We start from the raw sequence: 14426 nt of genomic DNA on the forward strand, positions 1-14426 counted from the left end.
ACAAGGAGGTTTTAAATGCCCAATCAATTTGTCGACTCATTACTGGCCAAAGCCGATCTCCCTGCTTTACTCATTGCTTATCAATCAGACAAACCGGATATTAGCCTGTTAAGCAAGCTTGTTGATGATTTGGCTCAGCAGCACTCTTTTGATTTATTGGAAACCCTGTTAAAGGTGATCGAAACCGGTGGAAGCGATGACAGACTGGAGGTGATTACCACCAGGATATCCATTCATTTTCTTTCACAGATTCTGGAGCGCGATCAGCAGCAAGCACTTAAAGCAAGCTTCGACAGAATCAATGAAACCCCTGACTTATGGCCTCAATGTCTGCTTGCTCTAAGCACCTGGATTAAGTCAGGCGAGCGCAGAACAGCCTTAACCAGTTTGCTGGCCATCTTATCCAATACCCAGCGGGAAACGCTTTATGCCGCACTGACCGATAGACCCGAAAAGGATGCCGTCTGGCTTGGTGAATTGATTGGCTATATCCTGAAAAATGAATCGCTCCAGGAACCCGAAGCCAAAGCTCATTTGCAGCGTCTGAGCAGTTGTCTCCTGCTTTCTGCTGCCGAAATACCTGCACAATCCATTAACAGCCTGTCACTCTTGCTCGAGGATGAGGAGCTTATTGACAGCATTTTAAAACTGCGCGCCATTGCCTCTACCTACGCCAAGGAAAATCAGGAAGCTCACGGACGATTTGCCTCATCCAGACAGACTTATCTAAACAAATATGAAAATCTTATTCAGGCGCTCGCCATCAGAGCCAAAGCTTCGGAAAGCGCTTATCAGAAAATTATAGCGGACAGGCCGAATCTGGCTAACTGGCTAATGATCGCGCGCCTGAAAAGCTCTGCGGAAAAACCTCTCCAGGAAAGCCTGGTCTCAGAAGTTCTTACTCATTATTCCCTGTTTAACTGGGAAGACTCGCAATTTGTTGCCGAAGTAATTCCGGTAATGGTTGCCGTCTCCAAAGCAGCCAGCGGAAAAGAACTGTTCAAACAGTTTTTCAAACGCGATAAACTGAATACTGCTTTTTGTATCCGCTTTTTAAGTGAGTATTACAAGCAAACTGAGGAACTGGAGCAATTGCTCCAGTTCGTAAAAGACATAAGCCGGAATACTCCGGACCAGAGTTTCACCATTAATTTTTTAACTCAGAACTCAGGTCAATCCCAACGGCTAACTGAAAGTTTGCTCAATCTGCTCGAATTAGAACAGTTAATTCCCATTTGCAGCCACATTCTGGCTTTACAACAGATTTTCCACCCGGAGGAATCGCTTTGTAAACAATATTGCCGTGTGCTGTGCGAAAAGTTGAAATCATCGGCCAATCAGGCAGCTGATTGCAAACGGATAGCGCAGACAATTGCCATTTTACCCAAGAAATCCAGAGCGCAACCTTTGGAACTCATTTCCTCGCATCTTAATGGATTTTCGAAATTATCAATGGCATGGCTTTCTGCCCTGTTTGAAAGCAATATAAAAAAGGTCCTGCTGTTTCCCTTTCTTTTAAATTTGATAAGGACAATATCGGCTAAAGAACAACAGCAACTGCTTGAATTGCTCAGCAAAGAGGAATTTTATCGTTTTTATATCCATTTACTCCGTAATCAGAATACCGACGAAAAGTTTACTTTCTTAAGTGATTATCTAAAGAAGAAAGATAAGCATTCATTTTTTGAATATTTAATACTGCTGACTCCTCAGGTCCATCAGGAAATTCTCGACACCGTACTGCCAGAACTTGAACCAGCACATCTCATTCAGCTCATTATCAGTTTAATTAAAAAATCAAAACAGGACAGCAGTTATCTGGCCCCCTTACATCAGTTGCTGATACAGTTTTGCACCCGCATGCAAGCGACACTGGATAGTTCAGCTCCCATACATCAATGGATTAAATATAATAATGAGGATGACAAGAATATTGTCACCCTTATTGCAGAACAGCTGTTTACGACACCGGCCTGTTTTCACTCTCTTTGTTCACGCTCGTCCATACTGCAAGACTACACCCCGCAAATTCTTCAGGGTGTACTCGTTAATAATGCGGACAATGACCTAAAGTTACGCGCAGTCCGCATCCTTGACTTAATTACGTACAATCCTGAAAAAATGGATGAACGGGCCTTGCGTCTCTTACATTTCTACAAAAACCAAGCCTCTGTATTGCAAAAGATCTTTAAGAATCTCTACAAAGTGGAGCATTTGTTAAGCGCTGCTGGAAAGAATAATTTTAATGCACTAAAGCATAGTTGCTGGAAATTACTGCATGCTGGACAATACAGTGAAAACGCATGCCAATTATTACTTTGTACACAACTAGGGCAATCCCAAACCCTCAAAGAGCTAAGTATCACGCTTACAAACCAACCAGGCTCTATACTAAGCCCTGATTACCTAAGCCAGATTGATGATGAGTTGCTTGAGAAAATTCCCGATATGGATCTCATCAACATACTTCTTCAATCACTGGAAGGCCCCACCTTAACTAACTGGGCTAAGGTAAGAAAGACGGTCGACTTACAGGAAACACCGCAATTATTTATTCATCAACTAATTAATCAAACCAATTCGCAGGCTGAAAATCCGGTTTTGGACAATCAGGTTTTTCAATTTATTGTAAGCCTTCGCCATTTTAAAAAAGCCATGTCAGGGCTTTCCCAGGAGGAAATATTTTGGCTCGTTGATACTGGCAAGACAGAGGAAATTGTTCAAAATTTCCCAGATTGGCTGAAGCAGCTTATCAAAAATGGCCAATTGGATACGATTGACCGGGCCAGCCTGTTCTCTTTATTGCCAAGAGAGCAAGGCTTTCTGCAAACGGTCTATGCCTTGCCTGAACTGCAGTTTTATTTGCCGAAACTTTTCATTGAATTAGCACAGAAATCACTGCCGGCCATCCATTATCCAATTCTGGCTGAACAGTTAAAATTGTTCACCCCAGTAGATAGAGAGCGTCATCTTGCAGACGCACAGCGGCAAATTAAACCGGAATCAGTGAACCTGGATGTGATTCCCGTGTTTAACCGAATGTTAATGGAGCTCGATTTAAACCATGAGCAGGAGTCTCATCGGGCCTTGGTTTTAGGCCAGATTGAATTTTTTGCGAAACTATCCTCTAACTCTGCGGTTCATAAAGCTAACCACTATCAATTTGTTCAGGAGTTCCAGCAGGTCACATTTAACAGTATGGAAATTTTGCGGCAACGGCATACCGCCTGGACGTCGATTATCCTTGGCAGCCAGCAATTTTCACAGGCAGTCAATATCTGGCTTATCGATCTGCCCGAGGCTGATATTGAGCATCATCCGTTCACCAGCACGCTGCTGGAGCATTTTGATATAATCCAGAATCAAGGCTTTATGGATAGCGATTGCTGCCAGGAGTTTATCCAATCCCTGCTTATGAAACCTCCCGCCAAGATCACAGAAGAGCAATATGTTCTCCTATTTCATAAGCTTACAATCGAAAGACAAAAAAAACTGGCTGTCAATGTGTTACAGCAAAGCAAACTGGAAGACGTTCAGTGGTCTTCTCTGATTACCCTGGCCAGAGTGTTATCAGTACAGGCTTTATATGAAATTTTTTTACACAGCCAGACACTTTTCGTTTTTGTCGATTTAATTGCCAGACACCCGGAAGGTATTCATACTCTGGCGCCTGCACAGATCGATAGATTGCTGTCTGAACTAAGCTCTGCAGAGCAGTTGTGCCGGATATTGAATAGCCAGACACAGCCCAAACTAAAATTTAATTTCGTCAACAGTCTCTTCCAATATTTGCAGCGCAATCATCTGGCTCTTGCCGACTGGTTGAATAAAATTAACGCCGACGAGCAGGCATTGGCTGCTCTGGCAAATTATACAGAAGAAAACGCCTGTCAGGAGCAGCTGCATCAACTCATTATGGAGTCCGTATCACGACGCCAGCAGATACAGAGCTTTTTAAAAAACCCTGATTGGGAAATGCCCATCGAGAGCGCAGGACTTCTAAATCAGTATATGCGCGATGCCTGGCTCCATCCATGGAAAGGCTGGCAATGCCATCCTCTTCTTTTAAAGTATTTAGGTTTTGCTGACGAAGTTATCGCCATGCAGGCCCAAATGGAATTTCTTGAGGAAATCATAAAGCTCAATGAATTTTACGAACCATTGGCCAATACCGGGAGTGTTTCTGAAAATACCCTCGTGTCAGCCCGTTGGCTGCAAAGACTGCCCCTGATTGAAGGCGTGCTGATGGAACTTGGAGAGGAAGCGGTAAATCCCTCTCATCCATTGGTGAATACCGGGGTTGTTAAAAATATAATACAACCCTTGCTGAAACAGGGAAAAGGAATCGCTGAGCAGGTCATCAATGATTTGCCCCAATCAGTCAGTGAACTAATTAAGTCCTTCGATTCACTCGGTCAAGCCCCAGCCATACCGCTTAATGCGCTTAAACAGGAACAAATCCAAACCATTCAAGGCGCGTGGGGAAAATTTAAGCTCCATCTCACAGCAATTGAATATTACTCCTCACCGCGTCTGTATGCCTTGTTTAATCCTGAGTCTTATTTTGCCAGAATTAATATGAAGCGCATTAGCCTGCTACCTAAAGCAGAAAGTGATGCCTTGGCTAATGCCCAGGCTATTCATAAAGAATGGCAGGAACAACAGCAGTTTTTAATCAGCACAAAATTTAATGAGCTGATGGATGTTTTTTTTAGAGATCCCCAGATTCTACAGGATATAAAAGTCCAGGAGTGGATTTTGGACAATTGTTTGTTTACCCAATCAGGCATAAACATTATTCCTCCCTTGTTATACAAACTACTCAGCGCTGTATCCCCTTCATTACTGATAACTCATCTGCAGCAAAGAGAAAACCCCGTACACGCAGCGAATCTGGCTAAATTCAGCAAGCTGCTAACAAAATATTCAAGTATCCAGGAGCTGGTTTCGGTACTTTATGGCATGGGCAGTCAAAGTCTCGAAGAATTATTGACCTGCACCCGTTTTTATCGTTTAGCTTATGCCCCCCTACTTCTATCCATGGTACAGAAAGCTCAGGCTTCAGGCATTTCAAAAAAGGAGGCAGGGCTTGTGACTCTACCCGAATCCTTAAGCCAGAATTTGGAACTGCAATGGCTGCAAACGGAAATTCAGCATTTACACATCAATGAGGAAAGACTAAAAAAACACGGGCGAATGATTGCTGCTGAAGCATTAAAAAGCGGCCATAATCATTATGATAATGAACGCCTGGCTGCATTAAGAAGCCCCGGTCTTAAGCTTGACGTAGCAGAGCTTGCTATCATCTTTAACAGTTATGCACCAGCCTTTAACCCGCCTAATGAGGCGATTACTCTGGAATTTTTACTAAGCCTGAGTTATTTGCTTGAGAATCAGCAAAATCTGAACCTGATTCAGGCCCTTAATGAGCGGCTTTTACAGCATACCATTAGAATTGCGCTTGAAAATCCAGCCTTCCACTATCAATTTCTGAATACCCTGAGCCATCATCCCAGCTCAAGCAGGTTTTGTATTGAGCAGATCAAAAACCGTTTACAACAACACTTAGCCAATTATTTTCCAGAAACGGTACCTGCCCCCTCTTGTCTGGCCGAATTGACTGCAGCACAGTTTGGACAATTAACCAGAGAGTCTGTCGCTTCGCTTACGACCTTGCAAAAACTGATTTTCTCTGTAGAACCCGCTGCTGAATTCACTATTTGGCTGAATACAGCGTCGGCCCATATAAAAAAAGACGTTATTGATTTCTCAGCTATTGCCTCTATGAATTCCATTCTTCAGCATTGGAAGGAGCACAATAACACTGTGGTATCAGCTCAATTAACAGAAAACATATTGCTAGTGGAAACCTTGCTGTCATCTGACGATGAAACATTTTTGCAAAGAGTAGATGAACTTTGCACCTCAGTCTATCGAGATTATCCTGCGGTGTATTTTCATTATCTGGCATTAAGTTTTAACAGAACAAAACAACCGCATGATTTGCTGGATAAGCTCAAGCGATGGATGCTCGATATCGGTGAACAGCAGGCAGAGCAACTCCAATGGCTGGACAAATTAATTGGGCTGCTTATTCATGCGGGATTAGTAGAGGAATTTTGCAATGAATTGCACTTGTATCCTGAGTCATTACGTCAGTGCTTATTGATTAGCCTGGACCAGAAAACGGCTATTGATGACCGGATTTTGACATTATTTACTCCATTACTCAGCTGGAAGTGGATCAAAGAGCAGTTACTGGCAAAAAAGACAGCGGCGAATCCTGCCTGGCTAAGAATAGGCTTGTTGGAAAAGCAGCATCAGCAGGCTGTTTTAGAAGACGAGCAATCGATTAAGGAATTTCTAAATCTGTTAATGGTCTGCCAATTCCCGGTTGATGCGCTAATGGCTCTCTCAAAAAGAATTGACAATACCAGTTTAAACTGTTTACTAGTCTGCCATCTGCTGAGCCGTGCAGATTGCCTGCTGCAATTTCCGGGACAAACACTGCTCGACAGTCCAGGCTTAACCGCAAGTCGTCCTGGTTCCCTGCGCCTCGGCTCACTGTCGAATCACATCAAGCTGCCACTAATCCCTGAAGGTAGTCTCAGCAGCTTGCAGGCAGAGGCCGCAGCCGAAATACTTTGTTCATTCAGACAATTTAACCATTTTACGCCTGAAATATTGAACAATCTCCTCGAATGTATCGCTGAAAAGAGATCCCCCTTCCTCCTCTATTGGTTTAAACATTATGCCCGCCTGCCTGGCGCTCAAAAGCCATTAATCATCCTGATGAATATTCTCCCTGATTTTGCGGAACTCATGAAACAACTCGAAAATACCATACGGGACGAGCTCCTCTCCAGGATCATTGACGCGCGTTTTAAGAACAAACTGCCTGATATACGACAGCCCGCCTCTTTGACGGGCTTATACAGCGGGGTTCATCTGGATCACTGTATTCACTTATACCTGCACCGAAATCAAGAAGAACCAGCGCTGGTTCAGTTTATTGGCGAGCTCATCTATTCCCTGAAGCAGAGAGAAGCCAAATTGACCAATCAGAGTATGCAACTATTACTCAGCCTCTATGAAGATAATCATTTTGACTCTCTAAAAGAATCAATTATTGAGATTACAAGAACCTATCGCTATAGCAATACCGTTTTTTCAGACTGCTCAATTTTCTATGATGATGGGCGCATTAATACCAAAAGAATGCTTGAGCCTGTTTGGCTTAAAGCAAAAAGCCAGGGCACAACAGCATCCAGCCCATCCCAAAGACTTTGGCAAACCAGTAATCTCCCTGCAACAGAAACTACAGAAAGCGAATTCCAATCGCCTTGGGAAAATAAGACCTTATTAAGCGCAATTAGTCAGACTGAAGAAACCATCAGTTTTTTAAGTTATTTTCTGATTCACTTCCATGGCAAGCCAGAAATGCTGCAATTATTTCTGGAAGATTATCTGGACTCTCATCCTCAAAGCAGGATCCCATCAGATCAGCAAGCGCTGCTCGAAAAAGTCAGCTGGCTGTTAACACAGCCTGACTTAAATAAAGAGACAGGCAATGTGTTGTTCAACTGTCTGACTAATTACCCGCAGTTGTTAAATAACCGAATTAAATTTCATTTGCTCTGTTTTAATGCGGAAAAATACTTACAAATTCAAGGAATGCAGAAAAAATATGATGAGCTGGTTCAATTTTGTAAAGAAATGAAACCTTTCGCTAAAGCCAATCCCGAGGTCGAGGCTCATCTTCAACGCGCAAAACAGGAAGCAAAGTTTGAACGCAAATTAATGACTAAATCAGGATGGCTCTTATCGTTCCGATTATGGTGCAGGCGGTCATTTTTCTACGGTTGGGAAGGCTGGTTCAAACCGAGGGCACCCCGTTATGTGCTCCCATTTGAAACTCCAGTGGATTCATCCCGCTTTAGTTATCAAAAAATGGATGTCCTTGCTGAAGGTTCAGTCTTGCCCAAGGATCTGGAGCAATTGCTGAAGCATAGCCGTCAGGACGTCTCACCGAGGAGCCTGAACGCCTTATACGAAGCATTGCGCCTGTTTGAATGGCAGTCTTTGCCATCCAATGAACTGGACCTGCGTGAGCAGATTGAAAAAACTTACCAGAAACTGGGCGGTCTAATGCCTGACAATCCAAAAATAGAGCGCTGGCTAACTAATCATAAGGAATTATTCATTGGCAATCGTCATCAATTACTTTGCTTGTATATACAAAATAATCAATTGGACGCTATGCAATCAATACTGGAACAGGAAAATGAGCTTTCCTCATTCGGCCCTGTGATCAGCCAGTTAAACCTTGTGCAGGATGTCAACCATAAAACAAGCTCAGGCAATCAACCGGCGCCGGTAAGGAGTGCCAGTCAGTCACGTTCTGGCAATCATTTGTTTGGCTCGGGTTCTTCTTTGCCGGCTATGGGTGATAATCTCCCAGCCACCGCAGATTTCGCCTTAAGCTGAGAGCGAAGTTTAATGCTAAGAATATTAATCACAAGGCCGGAGAGCACGAATAAAGCGGCCTTTATTTTCCAATCCTGAAAAGGCTCATCCAGGAACAAGGAAGAGCTAATCATCCCTACAACAGGGACCAGTAAAGTGTAGGGAACAATTACCGCAATGGGATAACGGCTTAATAGCCAATTCCAAAGCCCATAGCCCACCCAGGTCGATATATAGACAATATAAAGTAATGAACCCAATCCTTTCCAGCTGAGATGATTGAGGGTATCGCCCAACGAATGAATGCCATCAAAAGCCAGGGCCAGGATGAGCATGGGAATAAAGGCAACAAAACTGCCCCATACCACAACCGCCATCATATTCACTTTAGGACCTTTTTTGATAATTAAATTACCCAGTCCCCAGGACGCGGCAGCACCGAGTAAACATAGAAATCCCGCCAGGGAGACTTGACTGTCAAAGTGCAAGGCAACCATGCCAATTCCAATAAACGATACCAGTGCTCCAATTATTTGCCAAAGTCCCGGTTTTTCTTTAATAATCAGGAAGGCAAACAACATGCTAAAGAAAACCTGAGTCTGGATGATTAAGGAGGCCATTCCAGGCGTCATTCCCATATACATGCCTACAAAGAAAAAGGAGAACTGCAAAGCGAAGGTAATCAGCCCATAAGAAATAATAGAGCGCAGTGGAATGGCAGGCGGCCTGATGAATAAAATTGCCGGTATACTGGCCAGCCCAAAGCGAAGCGCACAGAGCATGAGCGGGGAAATTTCCTGCAACCCCAGTTTGACAAAAAGAAAGTTGACTCCCCAAACTACGACAACTACAAGCGTAAATAACAAATGTAATGCAGGCATTTTTGGCTGTTCAAAGGCATTTAAAGAATCATTCTAGCTCAAATACTTTAGTTTGTGCCAGTAAGTATATTTTTTTTTCAAATTTATTACATATGGCCCCATGTTGAAAACAAGGTAACTCACCAGATTGTGGACTTTAATTCAATCAAATCGTCTCAACGTCATCCTGAACGCAGTGAAGAATCTCCTGAAGCTGGCTCAGCTCTAAGCAGTTTGAGATCCTTCGCTACGCTCAGGATGACGTATCAGGGGAGTTACAAAATGAGTCCTAAACCTGCTCCTTCAATTTCCAACGCTTATGCAGCCACAACCATTGTGCCGGATTGGCGAGAATTATCTTTTCCAAAGCCTGATTGTATGCCAAAGTATTTTGATAAAGTGATTCCTGGGTATTGCCATGATCCTGCCAGACGATAGGCTCATAGAACTCCAGAACATGCTTGCCATTCGGCAAACGATAACCAGCAGCCGGGACTACCGGAACGCCTGTATGGCGGGCAAAACTGGCCAGGCTGCGATAGGTTCCTGCCTTTTTTCCAAAAAATTCGGCAGCAATCCCATCCCGATTCACCAGCGACGCATGCTGATCTAATACAAAAATGACCGCATGGTTATTATCCAGGGCATCACAGACCTGCTGTAATGAATTCTTTTTAGGAATAACGTTCAATCCGGCACGGTAATATCTGCCAAACAGAATTCGCTCAATGGTTTTATTACCCAGGGTGCGTCGAATAAAATGAAATTGTCCCTGAAATTCCTGGAAATTAAGGATCCCACCAAGCGGCGCAAATTCCCAATTGCCAAAATGACCCGTTAAAACCAACACCCCCTTTCCCTCGCCGGCAACGGCTAACATACGCTCATGTCCTCTGACTTCCACACATTCTTTGAGTCTTTTCTGACTCATGAAGCGTAATTGCAGGCCTTCCTTAATTGAAAGCAGCAGATGCGAGTAGAATGCCTTTGCCAGGTGCTGTTTTTCAGAAATGCTTAATTGCTCACCATAAACCTGATCAATATTGGCCATTACTACCGCTTTCCGATAGGGAAAGTATCTGAACATTAAACGGCCTAAACGAGTCGTCGGCAAGCTTTTGATTGTATGCGCTGATTCAGTCACAGGATTTAATCACCACGCAAGCATTCATACTGGCAAAGCCACGGTTGATGATCAGCGCAGTGCGCTGATTCGCAAACTCTCGAGTGCTTGCGCTTAAGTTTAACTCGGCACACTGAGCGGCTGGCTCGGTCAAATTGGCAATACCAGGAATGCATTTTTCAGTAATCGCCCTGGTCGTTAAAACCGTATCCAGCAACCCGGCGGCGGTCAGGGTATGTCCCATCGCCCATTTATAGGCAGTTACCGGAACAGGCGCTCCCTGAACCAGTTCCTGAATGGCAAAGGCTTCACTCAGATCAGATTTGGCATTGCCATTTCCATGAGCCACAATTAAATCGATATCAGCAGCATTCAGATTACAGGATGCCAGCGCTTGCTGCAGTAAGATGGCAAGTGACGCCCCCTCTGCTTCGAGGGAAAACAGTCCAGCAGCCTCAGTGGAGGCCAGCCCGCCTGCGACTTCGGCCAGGCATACCGCACCACGCGCCCTCGCACTTTCTTCACTTTCAAGAATTAACGCGGTAGCGCCTTCCGCTAATACGGTGCCGTCATGGTCTTTATCAAAGGGCTTCAGATGACGCTCACTTAAAACACCCAGCTGGTTATAATAGAACAAGGCCTGCGGCTCAACCCCGGCGTCATAGGCAACCACGACCGCTCTGTCAGCCTGACCTTGCTGTATTGTATGATAGGCCTCAATCAAAGCCTGGATTCCGCCTGCCGCATGGTTGGTTATATTATGGTTCGGGCCTTTAAAGCCGTAGGTAATTCCTGAATAAGCGAGCACATTGTTTGGCAGTATGCGTAAGAGCCACATCGGATGGACTTCATTAAACAATTGTGCGGCGAATTCCTGCATATTGCCTTCTGACTTGGCAAGCAAGGGCAGAAAATCATACTGCTGGAAATATTTGTTTCCCGGTGAGCCCACAAAAACAGCAGTTTGCTCATTGAAGTGCTCAGCAGATTCGAGACTATCCCGATAGTCAATCATGCCGCTATGCTTAATCGCCTCCACAGCAGCATGAATGCCCATTGCATCATGTCTGGATATCACCTTCATTAATTTGCGATCAGGTAAGGCTCGGCCGGGTTGGAAATCTTTCAGCTCGCCGCCTAAACGAGCGGACCACGAAGACAAGTCCCACTGGCGAATTTCTTCAATTCCTGTTTCGCCAGCTAAAATAGCATTCCAGGTTTTATCAAGGGTTTCACCGCAGGCGGTCAATGCACTCAGACCAGTTATAAAAACCCGTTTTTTTTCGTTATTCATGAACAGATCCGCCAAACTCAGGATGTTTAAATAAAAGACAACTATTAGAACCACCAAATCCAAAAGAATTGGACAGCACAACGCCAAGAGACTTCTCGCGAGGGCCATCACTTACATAATCCAGATCACAATCCGGATCCTGAGTGGTTAAATTGGCCGTCATGGGAACTTGTCCATGCTGTATGGCAAGTACGGATAATGCAGCTTCGAGTGCCCCTGCCGCAGCAATCAGGTGTCCGGTCTGGCTTTTGGTTGAACTGACAGGCAGGCTATAAGCTCTTTCTTTGAAAACAGCTTTAATCGCATTGGTTTCACTAAGATCGTTCATCTTGGTAGACGTACCGTGTGCATTAATATAATCCACATCGCGGGCTGTTACGCCAGCATCAGCTAATGCGCGTTCAATTGCCTGGCGGGCTCCATCACCATTTGGGTGAGAGTCTGTAATCCGGTAAGAGCTGAGCGAATTGCCTTCTCCGGCGAGTTCCGCGTAAATCCTGGCACCTCTGGCCTTCGCTCTGTTCCAATCCTCAAGGATAAGAAACGCGGCACCTTCACCAAGTACAAAGCCATTGCGAGTGCCATCAAAAGGCCTGCTGGCAGTTGCAGGATGCTCATTATAGGTAGACAAAGCGCCCAGAAGACAGAAACTGGATAAGCCCAAAGGATTAATCATCGAATCAAAACCACCGGCCAGCATATAATCGGCCTCACCTCGACGCAGTATCTGTAATGCCAGGCCAAGCGCCTGTCCTCCAGAAGCACAGGCAGTATGAACTGAATTCGCATAGCCTTTGATTCCAAATTGCTGAATCAAAAGAGAAAGCCCTGAGTTGGAGGTGGTTTTTCCAAAATCTGTCAGCTTATAGAAATCCTGCGTGTTTTTGTTTAGCTCTGTCCAGTTGATATTTCCATCAGCAGCACAGGCTTTCTGGAAGCGTTGCAAGTATTCAAATTCAGCAGTCATCATACCGCTGCCAGTGACTACTCCCCAGCGCGCTGCAGTATCAGCCTGCGGTTGAATTCCAGCATCAGCAAACGCCTGTCGCGCCGCCTCCAGTGCAAAGCGGGTAAATGACATCGCAAACCGGGTATCTTTGCTGCGCAGCGATTCGCAAAGCTCAAAGGATTTTACTTCGGCAGCGATATGTGCTGGAAATCCGGAGGCGTCAAATTGTTGAATTGTACTAATTCCCGACTGACCCGCCATTAGATTTTGCCATGTGGAACTCACATCGTTTCCCAATGGGGAAACAATGCCCAATCCGGTAATCGCTACTCGTTTTTTAGACATATTAATTTACCTTTCGCTGCCAAACCATTTCAAGAACACAGACTCTTTTCCCCTCAACTTCACTGCGGAAAACAAGTACGAGCTGCTCTTCATCCTGTTTTTTTAACTGAAGCTGGCATAACACAGTATCGCCAGGATGCACAAAATCATTCATCTTGATTTTACGGAGTTCTTTAATTTTGAATTGATTCAATAATCCCATTCTCTCAATGAAATACCTTGCCAAATGGATTTTACACTCCAGCAAGACGGTCATCGGCAGTACTGGATTGCGGGGAAAATGATCAGGGAACCAGGGAGCTGCCCGGGTAATGCGCTTCTCAGCAGTCAACGCCAGACCAGGCTCTTCCTTCAACACGCGGTCAAAAGTCATCGGATAGGCAATCGGTTGCCGAGTCGCATGAAAGACATTCTCTTCAATAGCCTTACTGCCAGCATTCCAGTCACCGGGGCGATTAATTTCAGCAAACTGTTCTCTTACCTCTTGTTCGGCAATAAACTCACTCATAGGCAGCAATGGGCCCAAAGCGCCATCCACTGTAAACACCAGGTCATCATCCACACGTGCAATGCTGTGATATTGAACTGCAGTATCGTCCAGCGAGTCGATAAAGGACTCGAGATACAGGGTTTCTCCAAGATAGGCTGGACGATGCAGGCTGGCATTGGCAACTACCCCGGCAACCGGCCGATTGGCAAAGCCCTGGGTATGCATGACATTCCAGGCAGCAAGCTGCCCCAGGGTTTCGCCTATAAATGAAGCAGGAAACACAAAGCGTCCTGTTTCATCTTGCTGTAGGTAGCCATCATCAGCAGTGATATGTTTGATACCGCGAATGAATTCACCCGGCGATAAGTGCAAGATCCTGTCGACAAATAGAAAACGCATCAGGCTACAGATTCGCTGGTTTTTTGTTCCTGTACTGCACTGACAACCAATTTGCAGAACGTTTCGACAGTAAATAACATTGGGATTTCATTTACTTTCATGTTCGCCTTGAAGTGCTGGGCAGGAACTTCACTTAAATAATTTTTCAATGCCTGCATTCCCTTGACACTTAAGACACCGCCTTTCTCAAACTCGTCTTCAGGCAAGTCTCCCCGTGCATTTTTTTCCAGTTGGCCACGCGGAATCTTAATACCGAATTCCTTTTCCAACTGAAATACCAAATCGAGGAAGTCAATTGATTCTGCACCCAAATCGGCAATTAAACGGCTGTCAAGCGCAACATCTTCTTCATCAATAACCAATACATCAGCGATAATTTCCCGAACCTTGGGGTAAACGCTTTCTACATTCATACTTATTCCTCAGCAGTCTTCTAGCTTACAAATTTCAGGATTATAACATAAAATTTTCGCAATCAGCTACGAAATTGACGAAGCTCG

The 14426-nt window shown here is 44.7% G+C and carries 7 protein-coding genes; 1 reads left to right on the top strand and 6 read right to left on the bottom strand.

Annotated features, from left to right (window positions below; genetic code table 11):
• Window positions 1-15 precede the first annotated feature (15 nt).
• The gene (locus B1207_RS13595) at window positions 16-8487 is read left to right on the top strand and encodes a hypothetical protein (RefSeq protein ID WP_112220479.1); all 8472 of its coding nucleotides are present in this window, start codon (window positions 16-18) and stop codon (window positions 8485-8487) included.
• Here the strand turns inward: B1207_RS13595 and B1207_RS13600 are convergent.
• From B1207_RS13600 to B1207_RS13625, 6 genes are all read right to left on the bottom strand, one after another.
• The gene (locus B1207_RS13600) at window positions 8409-9347 is read right to left on the bottom strand and encodes an EamA family transporter (protein WP_112220480.1); all 939 of its coding nucleotides are present in this window, start codon (window positions 9345-9347) and stop codon (window positions 8409-8411) included. The genes B1207_RS13595 and B1207_RS13600 overlap by 79 nt on opposite strands.
• A 268-nt stretch (window positions 9348-9615) precedes the next feature.
• On the bottom strand, window positions 9616-10470 hold the full coding sequence (locus tag B1207_RS13605) for a lysophospholipid acyltransferase family protein (RefSeq protein ID WP_112220481.1): 855 nt from the start codon (window positions 10468-10470) through the stop codon (window positions 9616-9618).
• Window positions 10463-11743 (bottom strand): beta-ketoacyl-[acyl-carrier-protein] synthase family protein, encoded by a 1281-nt coding sequence (locus tag B1207_RS13610; protein WP_112220482.1) that lies wholly within the window; start codon window positions 11741-11743, stop codon window positions 10463-10465. Before B1207_RS13610 ends, B1207_RS13605 begins: the two co-directional genes overlap by 8 nt.
• A complete protein-coding gene (locus B1207_RS13615) occupies window positions 11736-13037 on the bottom strand; it encodes a beta-ketoacyl-[acyl-carrier-protein] synthase family protein (protein WP_112220483.1) in 1302 nt (433 codons plus the stop codon). The genes B1207_RS13610 and B1207_RS13615 overlap by 8 nt, the downstream gene beginning before the upstream one ends.
• Window position 13038: 1 nt before the next feature.
• Complete coding sequence (locus B1207_RS13620; RefSeq protein WP_112220484.1) at window positions 13039-13926, bottom strand: 3-hydroxyacyl-ACP dehydratase FabZ family protein; 888 nt, start codon at window positions 13924-13926, stop codon at window positions 13039-13041.
• Window positions 13926-14339: an acyl carrier protein gene (locus B1207_RS13625; protein WP_058507962.1), complete on the bottom strand. Its 414-nt coding sequence runs from the start codon at window positions 14337-14339 to the stop codon at window positions 13926-13928. The genes B1207_RS13620 and B1207_RS13625 overlap by 1 nt, the downstream gene beginning before the upstream one ends.
• Window positions 14340-14426: the final 87 nt, after the last annotated feature.

Origin of the sequence: Legionella quinlivanii (genome assembly GCF_003265995.1) — a bacterium.
GTDB classification, from domain to species: domain Bacteria; phylum Pseudomonadota; class Gammaproteobacteria; order Legionellales; family Legionellaceae; genus Legionella_C; species Legionella_C quinlivanii_A.

Coding starts and splice junctions, on each gene's coding strand:
- B1207_RS13595 (WP_112220479.1), top strand. CDS start 16: ATGCCCAATCAATTTGTCGACTCATTACTGGCCAAAGCCGATCTCCCT.
- B1207_RS13600 (WP_112220480.1), bottom strand. CDS start 9,347: ATGCCTGCATTACATTTGTTATTTACGCTTGTAGTTGTCGTAGTTTGG.
- B1207_RS13610 (WP_112220482.1), bottom strand. CDS start 11,743: ATGAATAACGAAAAAAAACGGGTTTTTATAACTGGTCTGAGTGCATTG.
- B1207_RS13615 (WP_112220483.1), bottom strand. CDS start 13,037: ATGTCTAAAAAACGAGTAGCGATTACCGGATTGGGCATTGTTTCCCCA.
- B1207_RS13620 (WP_112220484.1), bottom strand. CDS start 13,926: ATGCGTTTTCTATTTGTCGACAGGATCTTGCACTTATCGCCGGGTGAA.
- B1207_RS13625 (WP_058507962.1), bottom strand. CDS start 14,339: ATGAATGTAGAAAGCGTTTACCCCAAGGTTCGGGAAATTATCGCTGAT.